At 52.9% G+C, this 23,897-nt stretch carries 23 protein-coding genes; 12 read left to right on the top strand and 11 right to left on the bottom strand.

Features of this window, described 5'->3' with window-relative positions:
• Nucleotides 1-10 precede the first annotated feature (10 nt).
• The 5 genes from ABJM21_RS13785 to ABJM21_RS13765 all read left to right on the top strand — a co-directional run bounded on the left by ABJM21_RS13785 (nt 11) and on the right by ABJM21_RS13765 (nt 5,820).
• Entirely contained in the window at nt 11-3,100 is a 3,090-nt protein-coding gene (locus ABJM21_RS13785; RefSeq protein ID WP_348300576.1) for an autotransporter domain-containing protein, read from the top strand.
• Nucleotides 3,101-3,421: 321 nt separating this feature from the next.
• Entirely contained in the window at nt 3,422-3,931 is a 510-nt protein-coding gene (locus ABJM21_RS13780) for a hypothetical protein (protein ID WP_348300575.1), read from the top strand.
• A gap of 91 nt (nt 3,932-4,022) precedes the next feature.
• Nucleotides 4,023-4,394, top strand: a complete 372-nt coding sequence (locus ABJM21_RS13775; protein WP_348300574.1) for a hypothetical protein — start codon at nt 4,023-4,025, stop codon at nt 4,392-4,394.
• 14 nt (nt 4,395-4,408) lie between these two features.
• Nucleotides 4,409-5,215: a C39 family peptidase gene (locus tag ABJM21_RS13770; protein ID WP_348300573.1), complete on the top strand. Its 807-nt coding sequence runs from the start codon at nt 4,409-4,411 to the stop codon at nt 5,213-5,215.
• Nucleotides 5,216-5,226: 11 nt separating this feature from the next.
• Nucleotides 5,227-5,820 carry a hypothetical protein gene (locus ABJM21_RS13765; protein ID WP_348300572.1) on the top strand — a complete coding sequence of 198 codons (594 nt, stop codon included), beginning with the start codon at nt 5,227-5,229 and terminating at the stop codon, nt 5,818-5,820.
• A 142-nt stretch (nt 5,821-5,962) separates the two neighbouring features.
• On the opposite strand, the gene ABJM21_RS13760 is transcribed toward ABJM21_RS13765, so the two are convergent.
• The 3 genes from ABJM21_RS13760 to ABJM21_RS13750 all read right to left on the bottom strand — a co-directional run bounded on the left by ABJM21_RS13760 (nt 5,963) and on the right by ABJM21_RS13750 (nt 9,543).
• The gene (locus tag ABJM21_RS13760; protein WP_348300571.1) at nt 5,963-8,506 is read right to left on the bottom strand and encodes a TonB-dependent receptor; all 2,544 of its coding nucleotides are present in this window, start codon (nt 8,504-8,506) and stop codon (nt 5,963-5,965) included.
• Between the two features lie 217 nt (nt 8,507-8,723).
• Nucleotides 8,724-9,002 carry a helix-turn-helix transcriptional regulator gene (locus ABJM21_RS13755; protein ID WP_348300570.1) on the bottom strand — a complete coding sequence of 93 codons (279 nt, stop codon included), beginning with the start codon at nt 9,000-9,002 and terminating at the stop codon, nt 8,724-8,726.
• A 166-nt stretch (nt 9,003-9,168) separates the two neighbouring features.
• Nucleotides 9,169-9,543, bottom strand: a complete 375-nt coding sequence (locus tag ABJM21_RS13750) for a UrcA family protein (RefSeq protein WP_348300569.1) — start codon at nt 9,541-9,543, stop codon at nt 9,169-9,171.
• Nucleotides 9,544-9,761: 218 nt separating this feature from the next.
• Between ABJM21_RS13750 and ABJM21_RS13745 the strand changes: the two genes are divergently transcribed.
• Nucleotides 9,762-11,165 (top strand): alpha/beta fold hydrolase, encoded by a 1,404-nt coding sequence (locus ABJM21_RS13745; RefSeq protein WP_348300568.1) that lies wholly within the window; start codon nt 9,762-9,764, stop codon nt 11,163-11,165.
• A 210-nt stretch (nt 11,166-11,375) separates the two neighbouring features.
• On the opposite strand, the gene ABJM21_RS13740 is transcribed toward ABJM21_RS13745, so the two are convergent.
• A complete protein-coding gene (locus ABJM21_RS13740; protein WP_348300567.1) occupies nt 11,376-12,947 on the bottom strand; it encodes a transporter in 1,572 nt (523 codons plus the stop codon).
• Nucleotides 12,948-12,982: 35 nt separating this feature from the next.
• Nucleotides 12,983-13,699 (bottom strand): helix-turn-helix domain-containing protein, encoded by a 717-nt coding sequence (locus ABJM21_RS13735; RefSeq protein ID WP_348300566.1) that lies wholly within the window; start codon nt 13,697-13,699, stop codon nt 12,983-12,985.
• A gap of 533 nt (nt 13,700-14,232) precedes the next feature.
• Between ABJM21_RS13735 and ABJM21_RS13730 the strand changes: the two genes are divergently transcribed.
• From ABJM21_RS13730 to ABJM21_RS13720, 3 genes are all read left to right on the top strand, one after another.
• Nucleotides 14,233-14,502, top strand: coding sequence for a helix-turn-helix transcriptional regulator (locus tag ABJM21_RS13730; protein ID WP_348382164.1), 270 nt, complete (start codon nt 14,233-14,235; stop codon nt 14,500-14,502).
• A gap of 102 nt (nt 14,503-14,604) precedes the next feature.
• Nucleotides 14,605-15,789 (top strand): serine hydrolase domain-containing protein, encoded by a 1,185-nt coding sequence (locus tag ABJM21_RS13725; RefSeq protein ID WP_348300564.1) that lies wholly within the window; start codon nt 14,605-14,607, stop codon nt 15,787-15,789.
• A gap of 163 nt (nt 15,790-15,952) precedes the next feature.
• Nucleotides 15,953-16,243 (top strand): DUF1153 domain-containing protein, encoded by a 291-nt coding sequence (locus ABJM21_RS13720; RefSeq protein ID WP_348300563.1) that lies wholly within the window; start codon nt 15,953-15,955, stop codon nt 16,241-16,243.
• Nucleotides 16,244-16,255: 12 nt separating this feature from the next.
• Here the strand turns inward: ABJM21_RS13720 and ABJM21_RS13715 are convergent, their stop codons facing one another.
• On the bottom strand, nt 16,256-16,708 hold the full coding sequence (locus tag ABJM21_RS13715; RefSeq protein WP_348300562.1) for an Lrp/AsnC family transcriptional regulator: 453 nt from the start codon (nt 16,706-16,708) through the stop codon (nt 16,256-16,258).
• 100 nt (nt 16,709-16,808) lie between these two features.
• On the opposite strand from ABJM21_RS13715, the gene ABJM21_RS13710 reads away from it, so the two are divergent.
• Nucleotides 16,809-17,978, top strand: coding sequence for an indoleamine 2,3-dioxygenase (locus tag ABJM21_RS13710; RefSeq protein ID WP_348300561.1), 1,170 nt, complete (start codon nt 16,809-16,811; stop codon nt 17,976-17,978).
• A 9-nt stretch (nt 17,979-17,987) separates the two neighbouring features.
• Here ABJM21_RS13710 and ABJM21_RS13705 read toward each other — a convergent pair whose 3' ends face one another.
• From ABJM21_RS13705 to ABJM21_RS13685, 5 genes are all read right to left on the bottom strand, one after another.
• On the bottom strand, nt 17,988-18,755 hold the full coding sequence (locus tag ABJM21_RS13705; protein WP_348300560.1) for an NRDE family protein: 768 nt from the start codon (nt 18,753-18,755) through the stop codon (nt 17,988-17,990).
• A 124-nt stretch (nt 18,756-18,879) separates the two neighbouring features.
• A complete protein-coding gene (locus tag ABJM21_RS13700; protein WP_348300559.1) occupies nt 18,880-19,740 on the bottom strand; it encodes a DJ-1/PfpI family protein in 861 nt (286 codons plus the stop codon).
• Between the two features lie 30 nt (nt 19,741-19,770).
• A complete protein-coding gene (locus ABJM21_RS13695) occupies nt 19,771-21,894 on the bottom strand; it encodes a TonB-dependent siderophore receptor (RefSeq protein WP_348300558.1) in 2,124 nt (707 codons plus the stop codon).
• 62 nt (nt 21,895-21,956) lie between these two features.
• A complete protein-coding gene (locus ABJM21_RS13690; protein WP_348300557.1) occupies nt 21,957-22,289 on the bottom strand; it encodes a hypothetical protein in 333 nt (110 codons plus the stop codon).
• A gap of 218 nt (nt 22,290-22,507) precedes the next feature.
• Nucleotides 22,508-23,185: a S24 family peptidase gene (locus ABJM21_RS13685; protein WP_348300556.1), complete on the bottom strand. Its 678-nt coding sequence runs from the start codon at nt 23,183-23,185 to the stop codon at nt 22,508-22,510.
• A gap of 152 nt (nt 23,186-23,337) precedes the next feature.
• On the opposite strand from ABJM21_RS13685, the gene ABJM21_RS13680 reads away from it, so the two are divergent.
• Nucleotides 23,338-23,526, top strand: coding sequence for a hypothetical protein (locus ABJM21_RS13680; RefSeq protein WP_348300555.1), 189 nt, complete (start codon nt 23,338-23,340; stop codon nt 23,524-23,526).
• The gene (locus ABJM21_RS13675; RefSeq protein WP_348300554.1) at nt 23,516-23,872 is read left to right on the top strand and encodes a hypothetical protein; all 357 of its coding nucleotides are present in this window, start codon (nt 23,516-23,518) and stop codon (nt 23,870-23,872) included. The genes ABJM21_RS13680 and ABJM21_RS13675 overlap by 11 nt, the downstream gene beginning before the upstream one ends.
• Nucleotides 23,873-23,897: the final 25 nt, after the last annotated feature.

Below are 23,897 nucleotides of genomic sequence, written 5' to 3'. Positions count from 1 at the left end.
AGGAACCCCCATGCGTCTACTTCTCGCCTGTACTAGCCTTACCCCCATAATGTTGATTGCCGCTGGTCCGGCCCATGCTGACACAGAGATCAGCACAGCACGCACGACACCAATTGCGACCGGCACAGACAATGATGATATCCGGATTACCAATCAGGGTTCAATCAAGCCAACCAGCGGTACCGCTGTCACGATTAACAGCGATCATGATGTCAACAATCAAGGCACAATCCAGATTACCGGATCCAACGGCGCCAGCGGTATTGTCGCGGAAGCGGGGCGCTCTGGCACTATTACCAACAGTGGTTCGATCATCATGGATGAAGACTTTACGCCGGAGGATGCTGACGACGATGGTGATCTCGATGGCCCTTTTGCGCAGGGCCGAGATCGTTTTGGCATCCGAACCCTTGGCGCGTTCACGGGTTCGGTGGTCAATAGCAGTACGATCACCATTGAAGGCAATGACAGCACCGCGATATCGCTGGAAGGCCCACTCACCGGATCGCTTAATCAAAGCGGTACCATAACGGTTACGGGCAATGACAGCGTCGGGATACGTACAGGCGCCGTGTCCGGGAATGTAACGGTCCGTGGTTCCGTCACAGCACGCGGCGATGATGCGGTTGGCGTCGCGATCACTGGCCCGGTAGGGGGCGCGCTGTTGATACAGAGCAGAATCAGCACAACCGGCTATCGCATCACCACCCGCCCTGGGGACGTTTCCAATCTGGACGCGGATGACTTGCTGCAAGGTGGTCCGGCGCTGTCGATATCGGACGATATTGCTGGCGGTATAATATTCGATATCCGACCCGCCAACAATGATCCGGATGAAGATGATGAAGATGGTGATGGTATTGATGATGACGAGGAAGGCAGCGCGGCTGTTACCTCTCTTGGCGAAGCGCCGGCCGTACAGATCGGTTCAACCAGCGATACCGTAACCATCGGTGCGGTTGCCGGTGATGCAGCAGATGGTAACGGGATTGTGATCAACGGATCAATCCGAGGCAGCGGTGTCTATGACGGTGTCGCCGGCAACGCCCTGTTGATCGGTGGTCTTGGCGGCGCAACGGAAATTGAAGGCGGTATCCTGATCAACGGGACCGTCGATGCGAAATCGGCTGATGATGACGCAACGGCCATCCGCGTTGGCAATCGCACCACGGTACCATCAATCTCCAATAACGGCGAGATCAGCGCAAGCGGCGGTGATGCGGCTAGTTCAGCCGTCTACGCTATTGTGGTGGACGAAAATGGTTCGCTCGATTCTATTGTCAACAAACGAACAATTAGTGCGGACGCGGCCAAAGACGGGTCGGCGGGCGCAATTATCGATCGGTCCGGCACACTGAGTTCTGTTGAGAATAGCGGTACTATCCAGGCAGTCAGCGAAAATGGCGGCGTTGGCAAAGCCATCGCGATCGATCTATCCGAGAATGATGGTGGAGCGACCGTCCGGCAATTTGCGCGCGAGAACGCTGCCGCACCGGTCATTGCTGGCGAAGTCCGTTTTGGCTCCGGTAACGACATATTCGATATTGCTGGAGGCAGTGTCGCCGGACGGCTGGATTTTGGCGGCGGCGCTGATCGCCTGACCGTGTCGGAGGGCGCTTCGTTTCGCGGTGCGTTTGCAGGTACGGCAGGCGCAGCAATCAATGTCAATGGCGGCACATTGATCGTCACCAATGCTACTGGCATCGATGTCACATCGCTCAATGTTACCGATGAAGGTACGCTTGGGGTTACCATTGATGGCCGTTCCGGAAATTTCACGCAATTCCGGGTCGCTGATACGGCCAATTTTGATGAAGGCACTAAATTGGAAATCGATCTGGTCAGCGTGAGCGAGTCAGAGGGACGCTATCAGATCGTCGATGCCGATACCCTGACCGGCAGTGAAAACCTGGCATCCGACGGAGTCGTTGCGGCTTACATGTTCAAGAGTAGCGTGTCAGGTGATGATGCCGAGGGTGCGGTCTGGGTGGATATAAAACGCAAGACGGCGACCGAGTTGAATCTCACGCGGTCGCAGGCGAGCGCTTATGACGCAATATTCAAGGTACTCGACAATGATGAAATGGTTGCGTCCGGTTTCCTGGGAGCAACCACAGCTGAGGTTTTTGACGAAACTATCCAACAAATGCTACCAGACCATGCGGGCGGCGTATTTGCGACCCTTAGTCAGGGGTCACGCTCCACGGCCCGTTTCCTGACCGACCCGGTTGCGCCTTATAGCGATCAGGGCGGCTGGGGCTTTTGGTTGCAACAAACCGTTTGGGGCGTTTCCAAGGATCGTGGACAAACCGACAGCTATGACATTACCGGTCTTGGTACGACCGCGGGCATTGAAGTCGAGGCAGGCGGTATCGGTAATTTTGGTATTTCTCTGGGCTATTTGAACAGCAACGATAGCGATGATGACGCTGCGAACGAAGTGGATAGCAACCAATATGAATTTGCTGCTTATTGGCGGGCACGGTGGGGCGGTTTGCGCGCCTTTGCCAGAGGCTCCTACGCAAAGGTCGAATTTGATTCACAGCGCCGGTTCGAAACGAAAGTCGAAGGCGATGAACAGCCAGCACCGCGATTTGCTGTCGCGGACTGGTCCGGCGATTTGTACAGCCTTGCCGGCGGCCTAGCCTATGAAATGGACATTGGACGGGTGTCTCTACGCCCCTCCGTCTCTGTCGATTATTATAACCTGAAAGAAGAAGGCTATACTGAAACCGAAGGCGGTGATGCGTTCAACTTGATCGTCGAGGATCGCGACAGCGACGAGCTGGCTTTGAATACGACATTGGCAGCAGCCTTGAACTTCGGTGACACGGATCCCGATGGGATTTGGTTCCGCGCAGAGGTAGAAGGCGGCTACCGCCAGATCATTGGCGGCGAGCTTGGCAACACCACTGCCAGGTTCAAGGATGGCGATGCGTTTACATTGTCCCCTGATACCCGAACGGATGGTTGGCTGGCGGGCTTTCGGCTTGTAAGCGGATCTCGCAATCTGCTCGTAGCGGGCGAAGTGAGTGCAGAGGAACAGTTGCGAGATCATGTCTCGATCGGTGTTCGCCTATCCCTGCGTGTCGGCTTTTAAGCAAATTGGCTTTGGCTGACGCCGGGCTTAAATTCTCAATGACCCTAGTCGGGCGGCAGTTAAGCTTGCCGCCCGACTCATTTTTGCACCCCATGAGCACGGGTTCATGGGACGATCTGCACTATTTCTTTGACAAAAACGGCCGGATTTAAGCCAAAAAACCAAAATTCTCCCGCCAATTGCCAAATCGCAACAAGCGAAAAAGCGAATCGGCCTAACAAAGGGTTGTCGCATGAAGCGGCAAAATAACAGGGCCTCTTTACCCCCTTCCTTGTTTGTTCAGGGAAAGATGAGATGCCTTAGACCCTAAGGAGAATACCAATGAAAATGACTAAAGTAATGGCGGCATCAGCTGCAGTAGTTGCTTTGGCCGTTGGCGCCCCTGCCATGGCTCAGCAAAACCAGAATAACGATGTCACAGACACCAACAACGGTGCCGTTGTGGTCAATGACCTGCTCGATGTATATCTGGCAGCAGACGCCAGCACAACGAACACGTTTACGGCCAATGACATCAACAGCAACAATAACAACAACAACGATCTTGTTATTGCTGTGCAAACGCTGACCGCAACCAACACCGCTTATGAATTCGACGAAATGGTCGATCTCGACGGTGAAGACGGTACCCCTGCACCTGTAGGCTACAATAGCGGTGACAACTATAACAGCGGAAGCGCTTTTTCGGCCTTCGCTGGTATCGCCAACCAGTCTTGGAACACTGGCGTGTACTCCAACGCGCAGTCTGCAACGAACATTGCAGCACAAGGCAGCATCAACTTCGGTGATGGTGCTGGTGAAGCAGCAGCAGGCGGCGGTGGCGGCGATTAATCGCCACTTGTTGACTTGATGAAGGGCGGGCCGGTTTCAGCCGATGGAACCGGCCCCTCCATCCCCCAAACCCCCAACCGGGAGAAAAACGATGAAAAAGCACTATTGGCTTCTTGCGATAGCTCCCTTGGCAATGGCCGCAACCCATGCAAGCGCGCAAGTCGCGGATCAGGAAACTGCGCCTCAGGCACCCGCGACAATCGAGCAGCAATCTGTATCCCCGCTAATGTCGATGGACGAGCTCGACGAGCTGCGCGGTGGTACACAAATTGCGATCAACGAACAAACCTTTAACTCGGACAATACCGGCAACACGATAGGCGGCGACTATACCGCCGGCGATGTCAACTTGTCGGACAATTCCCTGTCCAGCTTTAACGGTCTTGGTAATATTGTGATCAACACCGGCGCACAGTCGGCACTCCAGGCGGGCCTGGGCGTGACAATCAATATTACCGACTAGGTAAGGTATAGGCCATGACCCTCACTCCCCCCATCAAATATGGCCTATTCCCAGCCTTTCCGCCCTTCAAGAATAGCTTGAAAACCATCTTGAAGGGCGGACTGCTGGCTGTAACCGGGATGTCGCTGTTTTGCGGTGCCTTGGCCAATGCCGAGGTCCGTCTGGCCCGGGAATCAATTGGCGGGGACTATTCAATCGGCGTGATGACATGGTGGGATATTCCGTTCCGTTCGGTTATTCGCCAGCGCTATGATTTCAGCTGCGGTTCCGCAGCTGTGGCGACCTTGCTGACTTATCATTATGACCGCCCCACCAATGAACGGACACCGTTCAGATCGATGTGGGAATTGGGTGATAAAGAGGCTATAAAAAAGGTCGGCTTTTCAATGCTCGACATGCGCAACTATCTGGAGTCCATCGGCTATCGTGCCGAAGGTTTCAAACTGACGCCAGATCAGCTTTCCCAGGTTAAAAGGCCGGTCATCGTGCTGCTCGATCTTGATGGCTTCAAACATTTTGTTGTGGTCAAAGGCCAGACAGAGGATCAGGTGTTGGTCGGTGATTCCGTTCTGGGCATCAACAAATATTCGACCAAAGACTTTGAGAAATACTGGAACGGCGTCGCTCTCGCGATTGTCGGCGGCCCGATAAAAAGCCTGCCAAAATATAATCTTGATGGTGATTGGAACCGCTGGTCTACCGCGCCCACTGATCAGGTTTCTGCGACTGCGGCTATCGGTAATTTAACAAACCACCTTCCCCCCCTGTACCAGATCTCGCCGGAGCTATTGCTCGACGTGCGGGTTGGTACTGTCAGATGAGAGTAAGAGCCATGAACTATAGACAAAAATTTTTCGCCACGGTCGCCTGCATCGCGTCCTCTACTGCGATGCTAATGCCCCAAACCGCCAAAGCTAACCCCGTGGCGGCGGTTGGTCTGCCCGCACTTGTTCCAGACGAAGATCTGGACAAGTTGCGCGGTGGGTTCGTTGTAAATGGGCTAGGCGTCAATTTCGGTGCCGATATCCGCACCTATGTCAATGGCGAACTGCTGCTGCAGACGGTGCTGAACTTGAACGACGACGGCGCGCATACGACTCAGACGGCCGCTGCCGGACTAAGCCCGGTTGATGTGTCTGCGCTGGAAAATGGTGTCTTATCCAATGGCAATATCCGCATGAAGGTTGGCAATACGCCGGTCTATCTGCTCAACAACGGTCAAACCGCAATTGTTCATGAGACCGCCAATGGTGTCCAAAACATGCTGATCAACACGGCTAACGGCTTTGAAGCCGTTCAGGAAGTGGACGCCACACTCACCCTCTCTGGCTATGAGAGTTTTAACAGCGACCTGATGATGGACCGCATCGGAAGCGCGCTGGATAACATAGCCGGCCAAGCTGGCATTGGAGCCCTTGGAAATTGAAGGGGGAGGGACGGACTGGTTGCCAATCCGGCTGGTCTGAAACTGAAAGCACCACGAACCGGACAGGAGGTTTGTGGTGCTTTTTTTGATGGCTCCCGACCATGGGGCATTCCGGTCAGATTCTGATCAACAAGAGAGTTGATCAGAATCTGAAGGCGGCTTCGACGAACACCTGACGGCCGCGGTTTTGCGTGACCACCCGGTCATCGCCTCCACCGGTGGCTCGCCCGAGTACGTTACCAGCATCCAGAAATGGCCGATCGCCGACGGTATTAGCCCAGATTTCGTCGGTCAGGTTTACCCCGACAAGAGAGAGTTTCCATTTGCCGTCCGGATCACCAACCGAGACGGACGCATCAAGGGAAACATATTCATCCTGCACAAAATCAGCAAAATTGTTGTTTCCGGCAAAATAGGAACCGCTGTATGCGGCGTTGCCGTTGAGGCCAAATTCCAGCGCGTCGCCCACGGGAATGGTCCAATCGAAGGCGATGTTGCCCGACCATTTTGGGGCTCGCGCTGCGCGGCGGCCATCGATATCAATATCATCGGCATTGCCGCCAACACCATCGGGTCCTGGGTCTGCAAGGAAAGTATCGGTAAATTTGGCATCGGTATAACCAAAAGCACCAGAGAGGTTCAGTCCCTCCAGCGGCGTCCGCCAAGCCCAATCGACATCAAAGCCTTGGGTGGTCAGCTCACCCGCATTGACTGTCAGGAAACGCGTATTGGCGCCGTCAAAATTCTGAACCTGCAAGTCGTCAAATACGAAATAGTAGAACGAGGTGTTTACCCGTAATGCGCCCCCACCCAATATTGCCTTCATACCAACTTCGCCGCCTTTAGCGGTCTCAGAATCATAAACAATTGAACTGAGGGCCGCCTCTCGCGCCGCTTCAGGGTCTGGGAAGAGGGCCGGGAACATTTCAGCAAAGCCGGGAACGACCAATTGCACGGAAGCGGTAGGCAAGATGCTATTGTCTATCCCACCGGATTTAAAGCCGGTTTTATAGGATGCGTAGAAATTGAGATCAGGTGTTGCCTGATATTTCAGGGTGACTTCCGGTGAAATATTGCTGTCAGAAAACTTAATCGGGCCAGTGTTAAAGCCTTCCGGAACAACCAGTCCCAGTCCGCCGACGATCGGGTTCAAGAACGACAGCGCATTGTGCACAAACGGGAAATTCGATCTGTGCGTCTTCTGCTCATCCGTCCAGCGCACGCCGCCAGACAGTTCCAACTGATCGGTTATATCCAACGTTCCGCTAGCAAAGAAGGACAGCGCTTCACTTTTCGTCGTCCGCTGCGCCACCCAATCATAGGTAATTCCGCGGGAATCAGGAAAGAGGAAGGCACCCAGAAACGCGTTTTGGGACGTCTCTAAGGGCTGTTTCCTGCTCTCCCAAAAGCCGCCGACGACAAAGTTGAACATGCCATCAAAGTCGCTGGCCAGTCTTATCTCTTGCGTAAATTGTTCTAAAGCATCGGAGAATGGGGCAGGGGCACCGCCGGGTAGACCATCGGCTCGAACGCCGACATAGCTGAAATGATCAAGATGCTCATTTTTGAGATCCAGATAGCCGCTTACCGTCGACAATGTGAGAGTATCTGAAATGTCCAAGTCCATCGCCAACCGGGCAAAGAATGTTTCGGTTTCATTATAGGATTGGCCAACATAACGATCCGCGCCAGTCGTTCCGGGCGCAATTACAAGCAAATCGGGATTGCCGTCGGGGTGCGGATAGAGACCATCTTGGATGTCGCATGAAGAGTTTGATTCAAAGAATGTGCCGGTTAATGCAAAAAATACCGGGTCCGCGACACCGTTTGCACCGCAATCAATATCGGAATGCCCCAGCAAGCTATCGCCTTCGTTGCGATTATAGTTGAGCTTTAGGTTTGCAGAAAAATTGTCTGCCGGATCCCATTGCAAAGTAACGCGACCAACAATGTTCTCCAACCCTTTGCCTGTGTTCAAGAATACTGAAGGGGTGCCAGCCTCCAGCTCGACATATTTTTCGATATTCTGAAATTGGCCAGCAACCCTGATGCCAAGCGTATCATTCAGCGGGCCTGATATATGACCGCCTATCGTCGTTCCATTTTCCTCAAATTCCTGAGAAACCTTTACCCCAACTTCCCAATCGGGCGTCGGGTTGGCTGACCGAACGGAGAAAACCCCTGCTGTCGCACTCTTGCCAAAGAACAAGGATTGCGGGCCTTTGAGAACGTCAATTTGCTCAACATCGAAAAAGGATGCTTGAACCAAACGCATTGTGCTGACTTGCACACCATCAAAATCAAAGGCGACAGCAGAGTCGAACGCAGCTGAGATATTTGTCGTACCGACGCCGCGCAGGCTGATCTGGCCGCCCGCTCCAGAGCCGCCAACTTGGACGTTTAGCGCCGGAACCCGGCTAACAACGTCCGCCACTTCATTGACTTGAAATTTGTCGAGCGTGTCGCCGCCAATGGCGGTGACCGTAACCGGCACTTCCTGGAGTGTCTCTGTCTGCTTTCGTGCCGTCACGGTTATGATATTGCTGTCGTCCACTTCTTCCGCATCCTGTGCGACGGCCGGTGTTGCGAAGCATGAGATAGCTAAGGTCGCCGCCGTTCCCATCAAAATTCCTTTTACAGATTTTGTGGCAGCACCTGTTTCATGACGTTTTGCGAGCAAGTTCATAATTCTCTCCCAATCCTGTTCATCACTTTTGTGACGAACTTCCGTTGCCTGCTGGTTTCTCCAGCATTGTTGTAGGAAGAGACTGAACTGAGTTGCTTGCTTACTCAACTAACGAAAAGGTCAAGAAATATACCCTTGAGGGAATAATATGAGAAAAAGCCCTATCAAATTGAGTGATTATTCTAAAAAAATGCGACCGAGTGCCAGGTAAGTGAAACTATCCGGTTTCGGAATTCAGCTTGAATATTCCTCGAACTCCGCTTTCGTTCACCTTCAATAACCCTGCCTTGACCGCACAAGCGACCATATGGGTTCGGTTTCTCGCGCGCAGTTTCAGCCTGGCACTTTCAACGTGCCGATCAACGGTGCGCGGGGAGATATCGACATGGCGAGCGACTTCCTTGGCGGATAGTCCGAGCGTTACATATTCCAATATTTCTATCTCTCTGTTCGTGAGTATCGGATCGTTGATCAAAGCGAGTGACTGTCCCATCATAAGGATTACCTTTTCGGAAAATCTGCGCGGTAAAATGCGGCAGAATTGAACTTGTTTTGACGATGGGGATGCACTTTCGTGCACCCCCGGTTGGCAAGAGAAAACACTGAGGATGTCCTCTCTTGCGGTAGTCATCGGGTCGTGTGGGTCGTGTGATAAAATAAACTCAGTTTTTCGGCGGGGTATCCGCGGTCAACATTGAAATCTTTAGTTCAAGATTTTGCAGAGCCTCTGCTCTCGTCTGATCGACACAATCGTTGATATCGCGTCTCAAAATTTCGGCAGCGATGCCGGGCAGCGAACATAGGCTTTTCGCTGCCCGGTCGACCCTGCGATGCAGCTTGGTGACATCTTTTGAGTGAGCTAGATTCAGATCATCATAGCGCACTAATTGGCTGGTATATTCCCGGCTTTTTGCGGATGCAGTAGATGGCATGATCGCAATAATGGCTGTCACGAGCGTCATTGTTGCGAGGACGGCGCAGCCGACAAGTGATCCTTGCCTTCGTCGTCGTCTGACCATGTTTGGGTGGGGTAACATTATCGATTCCTTCTATTCATCGGGGGGTTGAAACTGCTTTCCAAAAGCGGCACTCCTTTGCTGTCCTTGCGTGTTAGGGAGCATGTTCATGGGCATTTCATTTCCGTTGTTTTTTCGCTCGATGGCATTAAAATTATCGGGTCGCTGCAGGGAGCGGCTCAGACTAATGGCGGGCAGAAAAAGCCAGATTACTCGCGGGGCTAGTGAGTGAAGTAGCTATGAATGAATTGGAAATTGGTGTGCTCGGCGGTTTGTCGGTGCGCCGCGACGACCATGCTTTGAAATTACCGGCATCTCGCAAGACGCGGGCGATGCTGGCCTTTCTTTTGCTGACCGGTAAGCCGCAACATCGTGAGCGACTATGTGATCTGTTCTGGGAGGGGCCGGATGATCCCAGAGGCGCGCTGCGGTCTGCAATCTGGAAATTGCGGAGACTGTTGAATGATTCCGAGGCGGAGCGGATTGTGGCCGACCGGGAATGGGTTCGGTTCGAGCCAGTTGCGGTAAAGGTCGACTATTCGAACCTAACGGAACGCGCCCTGCGTGATGAGGCGCTGAATGGGCAAGAATTTTCGGAAACGCGGGCAGTTCTTGATCAGCCGCTATTGGCCGGACTCGATTTGCCGGATCATGCACAGTATCAGGCCTGGCTGTCGGCGATGCGAGAGGAAGCCGAGACATTGCGCGGGCGGCTTTTGCCGGACTTGGGCGCACGGAGCGGATCTCCCCTGGATAAGCCGAGTCAGCTGCATCTTGCGCGGCAACAAATCGGCTTTGCAGGCGCGAAAGATGGCACACGCATCGCTTGGGCCCGGATTGGAGCTGGGCCGCCTTTGCTGAAAGCGGCCAATTGGCTCAACCATTTAGAACTGGATTGGGACAGCGAAGTCTGGTCGCCTTTGTTTCAGGAACTGGCGCGCGATCATTGCCTTGTTCGCTATGATGAGCGGGGCAACGGGATGTCTGATTGGGAAGTGGAAAATCTTAGCTTTGATGCATTCGTCACCGATCTCGAAAGCGTGGTTGAACAGAGCCGTGTGGAGCGATTTCCCCTGCTGGGCATATCACAAGGCGCCGCCGTTGCGATTGAATATGCCGCTCGCAATCCCGATCGTGTCAGTCATCTCATATTGTGGGGCGGATATGCCGCCGGCTGGCGCGTGGATGAAGAGAGTGCTGAATCGAAAGCAGAGCGAGAGGCGCTGATCACTCTGGTCGCAAACGGTTGGGGACGGGATGATTCAAGCTATCGGAATCTGTTTTCCCGGGCACTGATTCCCGGTGCAACCGAAGCAGAACGTGTGGCCTTTGACGAGTTCCAGAGAAAAACGGTTTCGCCGACCAACGCGGCCCGGTTTTTGGAGATCTTCGCAGACATAGATGTGCGCGATAGACTGAGTGCGATAAAATGCCCGACTTTGGTAATGCATGCGCGCGGCGATCAACGCGTTCCCGTGGCCAAGGGGGCTGAGTTAGCCAGCCAGATCAGCGGGGCAGAATTTGTCACGCTGCCGACCGATAATCATCTTTTGTTGGGGCGGGAACATAGCTCGGAACTGTTTGTTGCCCATGTCCGGCAGTTTCTGTCGAATGATCCAAACAACGGCGCGGCGAGCGGTTAGACGGTCGCTTCTTAGTCGGGACAATGCTTTCCTACATGGTTGGTCTAATGCTATGATTTTCTGGGCTGTTTCCCATCTTTGAACAGTAAAACCGATATTCTAGCGGACTGTGAATTGTGTGAACTTTGCCCTCCGTTCGCGCCTGACAGAAATGGCAAAGGGGTGTGTGCACTTTGTGAACTTCACCCCTTTGGTTTGATATCTTACGATTTAGAAGCGGAACGGGATTCTGGCGACGATACTGACATCCGGTGCGTCCTCGGTCACGCCAAATTGGAAGCCGAGGTTCATCGATTGCTTTTCACTCAGGCGATAGGACATGCCGAAGTTCAGTGATCCGACCTGAATGTCATTGCTTTCCTGAAGCGTGTCACCCAGCTGGGTCTTGGTCGAGAAAATATAATTATGGCGATAGCCGAGCGAAAAGGAAAAGCGCGGATTGAGCGCAAAGCCAAAGCCGACGCTGGCGTTAATCGCGTCGCCGGGATCGACCTTTCCGACAAACACATCGCCGATCACTTTGTCAATATTGCGTTCGATATTCCACAAATAGCCCGTCCCACCATAGATGACGACCGGATCAGAGGGCAGCAGGAAGCTGAGGCTGGGCTGCACGCCCCAAAATCCGGAACCGGTGGCGAGGCCCGTGGCAACACCGAATTCGTCAAACGGGATCTCATAGGGACTGGTGCCGGTATCGGTTTTGACACGTAGGCCAGCGACCCAGATCGGATTCTGCGGTTTGGGCCGGTTGAGCTGATAGCGCAGCGATATTTCCGCGTCACCAATGCCGGTTTCTTCCAAACCGATTTCGCGGGTAATCTGTTCATCGCGCTGTTGAACGACCTGAATCCGGTCTTTGCGGTAGAGCAGGGGAACGCGGCCCTCAATTTCTAGCCGATTGGTCAGACCATAGCGCATCGCGAATGTTCCGATAATGGTATCCCGATCGGCATCGCTGGCTTCAATCGCGCCAATCTGGATGCCGGGGATCAACTCAATGCCACGGAAAACCAGCCGATTGGTCGATGATCGCGTATATTCTATGGACGGATCAAGCACAAACTGACCCTGCGGTGTGAGCACGCCTTGCCCTTCCGGTACGGCTTCAACCTTCTGTTCGATATTATTGGCTTCCGGTGGCGCTTCGCCAACCGGTCCCTCCGGCATGGTCAGTTCGTCATCAGGGGTGGTGCCAATTTGCACAGCGGCCGTCTCGACCTGGCTGCGCTGAATACCGGCGCCGCGCATCTGCGATAGGGCAAAGGGGGGTTCAACGGGGGTGGCGGCACGCACCAGTTGGTTGTGCAGCTCCAGCTGCTGGATCTTGTCATTTTGCGACTGGATCAAAGCACTCTGACTGGCGATCAGTTTTTTCTGGTCCGAAAGTTCGGATTGGATTGCCTGCAAAGCGGCGGTGATATTGGTCGTGTCTTGAGCCGTGACTTTTGGTGCTAGTTTTTTGGCGGGAGGTTGCTTCGCTGCTGGTTGCTCTATTTGCAGCTGTTTGATCGATGATTGTTCGATGGGAACAACAGTCAGCGCGGTCGGTTGTTTTGCCGGTTTCTCCTTCTGTTGCGCGACTGGCGACTGGACGGCTTTCAATCGGGCTAGAATCCGGGCCGTTTCCGCTTCTGCTTCGGCAGCGGTTAGCCGGGGCGCTGGACTGATATGGTCGGTATCAGCATCGTCAGTGGGGGCGGCCATTGCCGACCCTCCGTAAAATGCAGCGACAGGAAGGGTGATGATGGCGGTAATGGGGGTTAAACGATGAATGGTCATGGGTCTTCTCCAGGCATGCTTGCGCATGCAAATTTCTAGGCAGCGGATAGTTCGCCGAGGCAAAGCTCTGCTGTGGGATGAATGTCGGCTTCTGGATCAGCCGCGAGGCTGTCCTGATACTCGCCAGCGAGGCGGCATAGTCCGGCATTGTTGGTGATGATGACAGAGTCTCGGCCATTGACCTGAATCAGGCCGCGGCGCGCTAAATCGGAAAATGTCCTGCTGACGGTATGGACCGTGAGGCCCAGGAAATCAGCAATATCACTCCGCGACATTGGGACAAAGATATTGGGATCATCATTGGCCTGCTGTTTCAGACAGAGCAAAAAGGCCGCCAGTTTTTCTGTGGCAGTCCGGTGACCCATGATGAACAGATAGCGCTGCGCGGTCGACATTGCGCGAAACAATATCGAAACGGCCTCATCCAGCTGTGGCTTTGGCGTTGAATCCTGCGTGATATCTCCGACCCGGTAACAGCGCACAACCACATCCGTGACCGCCTCTGCTGCCGTGCCATAGGTACCATGGTCGGCGCCGAACACGTCACCGCTGAAGAAAAAACCGGTCAGATGCCGGTGGCCATCCATATGAAATCGGCAGGTGCGAACGGTGCCCTGAACGACTTCATACCAGCGGCTGGCTTTTTGTCCTTCGTCAAATATTAGTTGGCCTGCACGAAACCGTAAGGTGGTCGAGCGCAAATTTGAATGAAGCCCCTGCATCATCGCGGGGGCGGTTAATAGCGATTGCATCCGTGCTGTCTCCTCTAGACCCTCAGCACGACCCTTTTTCGTTCATTCCGCGTCGATATTCCGAGAATATAGGCGCGGCCTCAGATGCGACCATTTGTTGTTTTGTGGGGATTATGTACGGCAAGAGGGCAGATACGGTCTATCCAGCGATTCGCCTGTTTCGAACGCCAAGCGATTCTCCCTGCTATATTTTACTAGGGGATTTTACCTATGGAATCCTGCGAATATGTAAACTACTGTAAATTCAAACAGTTGGCATGGACGTTTTTATCCTATCCAATTTCTATGCTATGAGAGTAGAAGATTATCCATCGCTAAAGAGTAATGTTACAGCGATAATGTTATGCGATGATTTGTTGGGGAGGGAACCACCAACAATCAGTTTAGTCGGTTTTTGGGACCGCATCATATTGCGACTACGGCCTGTGCTTTGCGCTATGGCTGTTGGTGGCTGAATGACTTGAACAAATGGGGGCATTTGTGGGTTAGCAAGCTTTGCAGCTTGTCTGACATTATAGAAAGTGATCCTCGTGATGTTACAGCAAAAGAGTTTGGCCAGCGGTCCCGTGCTCACGCTGAGAGAGCATGAGATACTGGAGTTTATTGCCCAGGGGCTATCAACAAAAGAAGTGGCGCAGCACATTGATATCGCTCCACGCACGGTTGATCGTCATGTTGAAAATGTACGCCTCAAACTTCGCGCAAAAAACCGTACCCATATGGTTGCGTGCGCGGTGATGGAGGGGCTGCTTCAGGTTGACGGCTATGATCGAGAAGAAGTTGTCGACAATGACATGGTTTAGGCGCTGCAGCCTGATCGTGCCGTCCATAATAAGGGCCTGTTGTAAAACCTGATCAAATGAGCCAAGCCGTCGAATAGTAATAGCGATCGGGGCATCATTGGCATGACGGCAAATATCGACGGTACGACCTCTGCAAAATTTCAGCGTATAAAGGATGAGTTTGCTCGCAACTTTGCCGAACGTGGCGAAGTCGGTGCATCGGTTTGTGTGAGTGTCAACGGCGAGACAGTTGTCGACCTTTGGGGCGGTATTGCAGATCCGGCGACCAACACACCATGGGAACGGGATACAATCTCGATCGTTTTTTCATGTACCAAGGCGGCTACCGCTCTATGCGCGCATATATTGGTGGATCGCGGCTTGCTGAAATTGCATGCGCTGGTTTCTGACTATTGGCCGGAATTTGCCAAAAACGGTAAAGAGACAACCACCGTCCAGATGATGCTTAATCATGAAAGTGCTGTCCCCGCGCTACGCGACCCAGTCAAGCCAGGTGGCTATCTCGACTGGGACTATATGATCAAGCGGTTGGAAGATGAAGAAGCCTTTTGGGAGCCGGGAACGCGCAACGGCTATCACATGGTCAGCTTTGGTTGGACGGTTGGCGAGTTGGTTCGGCGTGTATCTGGTAAATCATTGGGTCAGTTTTTTCAGGACGAGGTAGCGGGGCCATTGGGTTCAGATTTCTGGATTGGATTGCCTGATCATATAACGCATCCAATCGCGCCGATAATCCTGGCAACACCGGACCCAAAAGTAACGATGAGCCCATTCACCAAAAAACTGCTCACCGATCCGCAATCAATTCAAGCGCTTTCTTTTCTGAATAGTGGCGGCTGGAACCAAAACGACCCCGTAGCCCACAAAGCAGAAATTGGTGGAGCAGGCGGGCTGTCCAATGCGCGCGGCCAGGTAGCGATGTATGAGCCGTTGGCGCTTGGCGGATCTCACAATGGGGTTAAGTTGGTATCATCGGAGCGGCTGGCGCATATGGCGCGGGTTTCAACGGCGACTCAGGTTGATGCGACGCTGCTTGCGCCGACCCGCTTTGCATCAGGCTTCATGAAGTCCATGGACAATCGGGCCCATCCATCGGGCGATCAAATGTCTGCCATTCTTGGCGACGCAGCCTTTGGGCATGTGGGCGCTGGTGGTTCGATCGGCTTTGCCGACCCCGAATATGGCCTTGCCTTCAGTTACACCATGAACCAGATGGGGATGGGATTATTGTTGAATGATCGAGGACAATCGCTCGTGGATGCGACTTATACAATATTACGTGAATAGTGATTATTTTCCGACACCATATTCCAATAAATCCAATATTTCTTTCTGATGTTTAATATCCATTTCAATAAAGACAGATCCGTTAACCTTATCTGTTCGACTTTGATTTATCCCCCTGACGCTATTTTTCTCCTGCGGGGCAAACGCAAAGGAAGAGATAGATATGAGCGAGAATCAACGTCCAAGACCAGCCATAGTAATCGGCCCTTTAGGCGAAGCGATGACGAGGGATGATTTGCCCCATCGATCGACCACAAGATGGGTTGTCCGCCGAAAAGCAGAAGTCGTTGCTGCCGTCAATGGTGGTATGCTGACTACAGATGAAGCTTGTGATCGTTACAGTTTGTCGCTCGAGGAATTCATCTCCTGGCAACAAGCGATTGAGCGTGCCGGTATGCCGGGACTCAGGGTTACGCATTTGCAGGATCATCGCGAGCATTATCAGCGCGCCTGAAGCTAAAGCGGATCATGCCCGTTTGTCTGTGGGTGAACCCAAGCATATGTGGGAGGTAATACTGCCAACTTGCGATAGGGTGCCCAGCACATCCGCATGAAAGGCTTTATAGGCCGAGAGGTCAGCGACTTCCACACGTAGCAGATATTCGACGGAACCTGTAATATTGTGGCATTCGCGGACCTCGGGCGCTCGCGCAACCGCCTGTTCAAAAGCCTGAGCATCTTTTTTGAGATGTTCCGACAGTCCGACCATGACGAAAATAGTAATGGCCGCACCGCGAACGGCCGGATCGAGAATGGCCCGATAGCCTTGGATTAAGCCTTTGCGTTCCATGTCTTGCACGCGCCGAAGGCAGGCTGATGGTGACAGTCCGACCCTGGCGGCAAGGTCGATATTGCTCAAGCGCCCGTCATGTTCGAGTGCATGCAATATATTACGGCTTATGGCGTCTATTTCGATCATATATTGCGTATAATGTTTGTAATGACGTCAATAGGCAAGCACCTTGTGCTCCATTTGCTGTATTATTGTGTTTCCAATTGATTATCGCAAGGAACATGATGTGACGGCCTTTCACCTTAATGAATATGATATTTCCAAAGAGCGCGGTTTCCTCTCGTCTTTTGATCCCGAAAATGTTCAACTACCCCAAGATCTCGAAGTCGTCCGCGAAGCGGCGATGGCGCTGCCGAAGACAATTCCTACTGGGGCGATTCGGCATCATATCGAGCGTCTACCGCGGTTGGATCTTACCGATTTTTGCGCCTCATCCAGTCTGAGCCAGCGGCGTGTTGCGATGGTACATTATTCATTTCTGGTGCAGGCCTATATATGGGGAGAGCCGGAGCCGCCCAAGCATCTCCCCCAATGCCTTGCGGTGCCCATCTGGCAATTGGGCCAATCGATTGGACAGCCGCCCTTGCTAACCTATTCATGCTATGTGCTCGACAATTGGGCCCGGATTGATCAAGCTGGTCCGATAGATCTCTCCAATATACACATGTTACAGCCATTTCTGGGTGGGCAGGATGAAGCGTGGTTCGTGCTCATCCATGTTGCGATCGAAGCCCGAGCAGGCGAAATGCTTGCCTCCATTCCGACGCTTGTTCAAGCGTGCCGGGATCACGATAACACCACGATAGAAGCCGGCTTAACCGCTATGACCGCAGTGTGGGATGATATGAACGACATTTTTGATCGCATGCCAGAACGCTGTGACCCCTATATTTATTTTCATCGTGTCCGGCCCTGGATTCACGGCTGGAAAGACAATCCGGCGCTGTCCGACGGGCTGATATACGAAGGTGTGGAAGAAACCGCCGGGAAGCCGCAGGTTTTTCGGGGGCAAACGGGGTCGCAATCGTCGATTGTGCCATCAATGGATGCCTTTCTGGGTGTTGATCATGCCGGCGATCCGCTGCGCACCTATCTGGATGAGTTGCATATTTATCGCCCGCCCGAACATCGCAAATATATAGATGATATTCGCGCGAACAGCGTCTTGCGACCCTATGTCCAGGCGACCGACTCAGCGAACCTGAAAGCGCTTTACAATGACTGCGTCAATAATTTGACGCGGTTTCGAACGCGGCATCTCGAATATGCAGCGAGCTATATCAACAAACAGTCAAAGGGCGGTGCTGGCAACACATCAGATGTCGGAACTGGCGGCACACCATTTATGAAATATCTCAAAAAGCATCGAGATGAAGCTGCGGCTCATATGCTCTGAACTGCAACGTCAAAATGGCCAGGAGAAGGAAAGAGCGGTTTGCCCGGTTGCTGTGCCCGATGGAGCATAGCGCCTTTCGATAATTGTTCCATTTCCATCATGGTCAATCGCGACCACGGTGCTGCAACGCGTTCCGTAAGCGGGATTGCGGATGAATATTGGTGAATATTGCGGATAGAGTGCGAGGTTTTCTTCCGTATAGGTCTCTCTTCCCACTTCTGGGAAGTGTGCGGTCTGATCCATCAAGGCATCTAGCAAATGTTCAGGATGTTCTGAATCATCCTTCATCCAAGCTGTTAGGGAATTTTTGAGGGCGCTGGATTTTGGCCACGGCCTTTGCAGCGGGCCATTGGAAAGGCCATATGTTCCACTTGCCAAAACACTGCTGACCGGTTTGGGGCGGTTAGAATGGACGATGGCTTTGTCGCCTTCTACTGTAATCAGATTGAACGGATTAAAATCTGCGAATTGGCGAGCCGAAAGATCTGCCAAAGGCCCTTCACCAGACAGAAAGCTTTTCAAAAGGTCTCCGCGAGAGTGTTTCTCGCTATCTGGCGTGCCATAGCCGCTCAAATTGGTTACGATCGCAAGGCGCCCCTGTTCAGAGACGCCCAGCCAGGTTCCGCCTGCTTTGGTGTCACGCCCAGCAAGTAAATGGGTCGGAGTATCCCAGCGGGCCAGCGGCTGTGCTGGTCGAGCATGCATCTCATCGCGATTGCCAATGGCAACAAGCTTCCAACGCGGATGGGACTGCCAAGCAAAAGCGACGATACACATGGGGCATCTATCGCCGAACGCAATCAATTTGGCGAGCGATATTAAAGCCTTTCGCTATACAGGTCGAATGCGAGCGGGAACCGATACAGGTTCCCCATTCCTGTATCGATCCGGTAAATACGTCTTAGATGGCCAACTGACGAAATTGCTCGCGAGTGGATGCAAACATGCCATTCATTGCATCTGCAACGGCTGGGTCAGTTGTCGCTAGCGTCCCGCCATCAACTGGCGGTTCCGGAGCATATTCCGCTTGGAGGCGCAGGGCTTCAGCGTATTTCTTACCGCGCAAGGCGGCGACAATCGACAGCCCAAAGTCCAGTCCAGCAGAAACACCGGCACCGGTAATAATATTACCATCGACCACCACCCGTTTGTCGACCGGAATGGCCCCGAAATCAGGCAGAACAGCATGAGCACCCCAATGTGAGGTCGCTCGCTTTCCATTGAGCAGGCCAGCTTTGCCCAAAATCATCGATCCAGTGCAAACGCTAGTAATATAACGAGCAGTTTCGGCTTGTTTCGCAATCCAGTCTACAGATGGCTGATCCGCCATCACCTTCGCGGTGCCCGTTGTCCCGCCGGGCACGAACATGATGTCCAATGGCCCCTCAATATCTTCCAGCTTTGCCGTGGGTTCGATAGCCAACTGCAAATCGGAAGCAACCGGTGCAAGACTATCCTGCGTGGTCACCAAATCAACTTTGGCTCCCATCATACAGGCAAAGAAGAAATGCGGCCCGACTAGATCTAGCGCCGTAAAGCCTGGATAAAGCAGCATCGCCACCTTTTCATTACCATGCATCTTTATGCCTTCGATTTTCATCAAGTCGAAATGCGCAGCCTCGGTTTCCTTTTGCGCGGCCGCCAGTGCTGGTGAGATATCGCCTTTAGCGATTTGCGCAGCAGCCTGTGCGATTGCCAAAAAGGGCGCTGCAAACAATGCTGAACCAGCACCGAGAAGTAGAGAACGTCTGTCGAGGGTCATGATTTGTCTCCTGAATAAATCTGTAATTGCTTAGAAATCGAAATTGAGAGTGACATAAGCAGAGCGCGGGTTACCGGGACGCACCACCGATTGGGCGAGATATTGATAGGGAAGGAAATATTGCTCATTGAAAATATTATCGATCCGCAGCCCCAATCGTGCGGGTCCCAAATCATAGCTCGCCTGAGCATCAAACACGACATAGCTGTCGCTGCGCGCACTGTTTGGCAAAGTCAGTTCAGCACTGCTCGCTGCTGTCAGCCCGGCGCCGATTGCCAACCCATCCACGGCGCCGTCGGCAAACCGGTAACGTGCAGCAAACCGCCCAGCATGTTTCGGGACACGCGGCAGTTCGTCTCCCGATGGGATGACGGTATCAAATGTCACTCGGGCATCGGTATAGGCATAGGTGGCGAGGAAGGACCAGTTGCTATTGGGTTCCCAGATCAGGTCTAGCTCAATGCCTTCGCTGCGTTGTTCGCCGGTTTGAATGGACGAGAAAAAAGTAGTCGGATCCGGGGTCGGCACGTTGGACCGGTTTGAATCAAACCATGCCAGCGTTCCGCTCAAACCAATATCCGCCAGCCCTAGCTTGATCCCGGCTTCATAATTGCGTGCCCTTTCCGGTTTCGGCACAGTCTTCGGATTGTTGAAGAAAATCGAAAGCCGTGCGCCCTCCGCATAGCCAGCAAATACTGCCAATCCGTCGATAATATCAAAGGTCGCGCCAATGCGAGGGTCCCATTCCCTATAGGTTTCCCGGTTGCCATTGCCGCCGATAGGTTCACGCAGAGTCAGTTCCGAAAATCGTATACTGGCCAGAATATGCAGGCGATCGAAGAGCGATATCTGGTCCTGCACATAGAAAGCCGTTGTCCGGTAATCATTGGCTACAAACGTGTCGAGCGGGGGTATAGCACCAAAATCAAGACCGCTGTCTGGATCAGCAAAATCCAGAATGCCGAGTGGAACAAGATTAAAACCCGATGCGGCTTCGTAATCGGTTGCGTCATATTGCGCTCCGATAAGCAGGGTATGATTCACCGGACCAGTATCAAAAATCGCGGTTACACTGGCATCCAGTGTCCATTCGTCAACCTTTGCCGGCAATTGCGCACTGATGATTGGAAATTCGCTACCAGTACCGGGGAAAAAGGAAGCGAAGATGGTTGTAGCAAATTCCCGATAATCATTTTCGTAGCGCCGGGCTCTAAAATCAAAGGTAAGATTGTTGCTCAGTGGTTGAGAAAGGGAGAAATCGGCGCTGAGATTTTCAACAACGGTCTTTGGCGCGTTGGTAGCCCCGGAAAAGCGGAACGGATCAATATCGGGGAGATGGACCACGGACGCCGGCAACCCGACATATTCAAGTTGCTCTACCCGGCTGTGGGTAAACCGGGCGATGATATCTGTCTCAGTTGGCAGTACGGCGCGTATAGAGCCGTTTATGTAGAACCGTTCGATCTCAACAGCATCAATAGCATCTTCGGCGTCTTGATATTCCGCGATCAAACGCACCGACAGATTATCATCAAGCTGCAGATTGGCGTCACCGCCTAATTGCCATGTGTCAAAGCTGCCAGCACGGCCGCGTACAGAAAATTTAGTGCCTGGCTCAGCGGTTTTGCTGACAATGTTGATTAGTCCGCCCACCGGCGCGCCGGTACCGCCACCGAACAGTGCGGATGTCGCTCCTTTGGCAACCTCGATACGTTCAACCGCGATCAGGCTCGCCGGGTCTGCCACTGCCGTGTCTGCGTAACCGATAAGGCCATCGGTAAACAGCTCCGCCTCAAAACCGCGGATGATCGGGTTGGCCAGCACCAGTTCCGAGGATAGCGATGGAATGATGCCCGAGACATTGCGCAACGCCTCGTCCAGTGTGTTGAGTTCCTGTTCCTTGATCAACGTGTCAGTCAATACCTGAATGGATTGCGGCACTTCTATGAGCGGGACAGGGGTGCGTGTGACACTGGCGACATCAACCGCGTAATTTTCACGGCTCCCAGTAACCACGATGGTATTGGACGGTGTCCAGGATTGCTCGGTCGACGATGAGTTTCGCGATTCTGGGACAGGCTGGGCGATAAGGGGAGGCGAGATGAATGCAGCCGCGCATATCGGCGCAGACCGCAGCAAAAAACGATTTTTCATTTTTGTTATACTTTCCAAATGAATTCAAATGGGGAATGCCATTTCGACAGACCAAATGTGATTCAGATGGGAACAGGAGGCCCTCTCAAAGGCGGTCGCAGGCGGGAAGTGCCATCTCTCGATATGGCAGAATCGGGTTTAAGACCGACCACCATGATGAATGCCAGCGCCAAGGCAAGCTGGATCGGATCAGCAGCTGTCATGGCGGATTGAGAGACGCTGCTGGCGGAGCAAGCCTCTTCAGTTTTATCCGATCCGCTATCGTGATCACTGGTATCGGAAGCCATCGGTATTTCAACGGTCTGCTGGGCATTGTCCAAACCGTTGCAGATTTTCACGGTGATCGTTTTATTATCTGCGCTTACCATATAGCCGTTAGGGACCAAGGCCTTCATCGCGATGGCAGCGATGAATAGAGCTAAGAAACAAATTCGGTGGGATTGAAAAAGATCTCGGATCAGCTTCATGGCGCTGGGCGGTAAAGTCTTTCATTGGTAATTGCAAGATACCGAGCCGCTTACGGGCTGAGATATTTCCACAATTTACTTCTATCTGCTTTTCGAATCTCGCCCATGGTTTGGTGCAGGCGCGGTTCGGCGAGTTAAACTTGGTTCTACAATCGCCGCCCCTTCCACACAACGCGCCCGATAATATTCACCTCTGCCGGATCGATATCATCCCAGTCGGGATAACGTTCATTGTCGCTGCGGATAGACAATTGGCCCGATGGACGCAGCGCTAGCCTTTTAACCAACAGAACATCGTCCATGCGCAAAACATATATGCCGTCGCGCAGCGGTCGTTCCGCAGCGCTGTGGTCAACCATGATGTCATCGCCATCACATAGCGTCGGATCCATCGAATCGCCGTCGACCACGATCAGCGATAGTTTCTTGGGATCCGTACCGATCTGCTTCAACCATTTGGCGCCAAAAGCCATGCTATCTTGAGGCGCTTCATCGTCTGCCAGCGATCCCGGTCCAGCGGATGCACCAAGCTGTAGCTGCTTGATCCTGACCATATTCTGGCTGCTCAGAGAGGATGTCTGCGTCGTCACAGCAGGGATATTGGCGCCCAGCAACTGTTCATCGATGGCATAGAATTCTGCCAATTTTCGGCGGTCTTCTTCATCCAGCTTTCGCGGCGTACCCCGTTTAATATATTGCTGGATATAGGCAGGGTTTTTGCCAAGCATGCGCGACAGCGATGAAAAATCATCACCATTTTTCCGGATTAATCGTTCCAGATTGGCGCGCGGGCCATCACCCAATTCAGGAAATTTCTGAGCCATGGATCAACCTTATCGGCACTGGCCGAAAAAGACAATAGGAAAAATCCTAGACATGTAGGAAATTGCATTTCAGATAGGAAATTACCTACTGAGATCGAGTCGGTAGGGTAACATCGCCTCTAGGATAGACTGCTGCAAATGGAGAATAGCCAATGTATCTACTACGAGAAATTGAGAAATTTATGCGTGAGACCGAGATGCCGTGGACCAAATTTGGCCGGCTTTCGGTTCGCGATCCCCGCTTTGTCGAGGATCTGCGAAATGGCCGCCAACCGGGCAAAAAAATTTCACTTCGCGCGGAACATTTCATGAACAAATGGCGGAATGATCATGCCTCTTGAACCACAATATGTCCCCACACGATGGGCGAAAAAGCCAAAGGATGTTACAGATCAACTGACGGAACAGATGCAAATGCTTGTCGGTCTGGATTATCAGGTCCGTATGCTGCGCGAGCGCCCCTGGGCCAGTATCACATTTTCCGGTTTGCGTTGCCAGTTTGCAATTGTGCCGCTGTGGAGAGGTGGTCGCGCCATCTCGCAATCTTGCGGCGCCCGTTTGCTACATTACCCTTATGATCTCCATGGCTATTTTGTTGCGGATCTCGTGATCGAACGGCCAGCTGATGGCCGGGATCAGACGGTCATTGTCGAGATATTGGCGATAGACGATCCGGTGGTACGATAGCAAAACCGTCGAGCATCAACTGCCG

The organism is Parasphingorhabdus sp., assembly GCF_039977335.1.
GTDB lineage: Bacteria > Pseudomonadota > Alphaproteobacteria > Sphingomonadales > Sphingomonadaceae > Parasphingorhabdus.
This window is presented reverse-complemented; position numbering and strand designations above follow the sequence as displayed.

What these genes read in the sequence shown, in the direction of transcription:
- ABJM21_RS13785 (WP_348300576.1), top strand. Translation starts at nt 11, where the DNA reads ATGCGTCTACTTCTCGCCTGTACTAGCCTTACCCCCATAATGTTGATT.
- ABJM21_RS13780 (WP_348300575.1), top strand. Translation starts at nt 3,422, where the DNA reads ATGAAAATGACTAAAGTAATGGCGGCATCAGCTGCAGTAGTTGCTTTG.
- ABJM21_RS13775 (WP_348300574.1), top strand. Translation starts at nt 4,023, where the DNA reads ATGAAAAAGCACTATTGGCTTCTTGCGATAGCTCCCTTGGCAATGGCC.
- ABJM21_RS13770 (WP_348300573.1), top strand. Translation starts at nt 4,409, where the DNA reads ATGACCCTCACTCCCCCCATCAAATATGGCCTATTCCCAGCCTTTCCG.
- ABJM21_RS13765 (WP_348300572.1), top strand. Translation starts at nt 5,227, where the DNA reads ATGAACTATAGACAAAAATTTTTCGCCACGGTCGCCTGCATCGCGTCC.
- ABJM21_RS13760 (WP_348300571.1), bottom strand. Translation starts at nt 8,506, where the DNA reads ATGAACTTGCTCGCAAAACGTCATGAAACAGGTGCTGCCACAAAATCT.
- ABJM21_RS13755 (WP_348300570.1), bottom strand. Translation starts at nt 9,002, where the DNA reads ATGATGGGACAGTCACTCGCTTTGATCAACGATCCGATACTCACGAAC.
- ABJM21_RS13750 (WP_348300569.1), bottom strand. Translation starts at nt 9,543, where the DNA reads ATGTTACCCCACCCAAACATGGTCAGACGACGACGAAGGCAAGGATCA.
- ABJM21_RS13745 (WP_348300568.1), top strand. Translation starts at nt 9,762, where the DNA reads ATGAATGAATTGGAAATTGGTGTGCTCGGCGGTTTGTCGGTGCGCCGC.
- ABJM21_RS13740 (WP_348300567.1), bottom strand. Translation starts at nt 12,947, where the DNA reads ATGACCATTCATCGTTTAACCCCCATTACCGCCATCATCACCCTTCCT.
- ABJM21_RS13735 (WP_348300566.1), bottom strand. Translation starts at nt 13,699, where the DNA reads ATGCAATCGCTATTAACCGCCCCCGCGATGATGCAGGGGCTTCATTCA.
- ABJM21_RS13730 (WP_348382164.1), top strand. Translation starts at nt 14,233, where the DNA reads ATGTTACAGCAAAAGAGTTTGGCCAGCGGTCCCGTGCTCACGCTGAGA.
- ABJM21_RS13725 (WP_348300564.1), top strand. Translation starts at nt 14,605, where the DNA reads ATGACGGCAAATATCGACGGTACGACCTCTGCAAAATTTCAGCGTATA.
- ABJM21_RS13720 (WP_348300563.1), top strand. Translation starts at nt 15,953, where the DNA reads ATGAGCGAGAATCAACGTCCAAGACCAGCCATAGTAATCGGCCCTTTA.
- ABJM21_RS13715 (WP_348300562.1), bottom strand. Translation starts at nt 16,708, where the DNA reads ATGATCGAAATAGACGCCATAAGCCGTAATATATTGCATGCACTCGAA.
- ABJM21_RS13705 (WP_348300560.1), bottom strand. Translation starts at nt 18,755, where the DNA reads ATGTGTATCGTCGCTTTTGCTTGGCAGTCCCATCCGCGTTGGAAGCTT.
- ABJM21_RS13700 (WP_348300559.1), bottom strand. Translation starts at nt 19,740, where the DNA reads ATGACCCTCGACAGACGTTCTCTACTTCTCGGTGCTGGTTCAGCATTG.
- ABJM21_RS13695 (WP_348300558.1), bottom strand. Translation starts at nt 21,894, where the DNA reads ATGAAAAATCGTTTTTTGCTGCGGTCTGCGCCGATATGCGCGGCTGCA.
- ABJM21_RS13690 (WP_348300557.1), bottom strand. Translation starts at nt 22,289, where the DNA reads ATGAAGGCCTTGGTCCCTAACGGCTATATGGTAAGCGCAGATAATAAA.
- ABJM21_RS13685 (WP_348300556.1), bottom strand. Translation starts at nt 23,185, where the DNA reads ATGGCTCAGAAATTTCCTGAATTGGGTGATGGCCCGCGCGCCAATCTG.
- ABJM21_RS13680 (WP_348300555.1), top strand. Translation starts at nt 23,338, where the DNA reads ATGTATCTACTACGAGAAATTGAGAAATTTATGCGTGAGACCGAGATG.
- ABJM21_RS13675 (WP_348300554.1), top strand. Translation starts at nt 23,516, where the DNA reads ATGCCTCTTGAACCACAATATGTCCCCACACGATGGGCGAAAAAGCCA.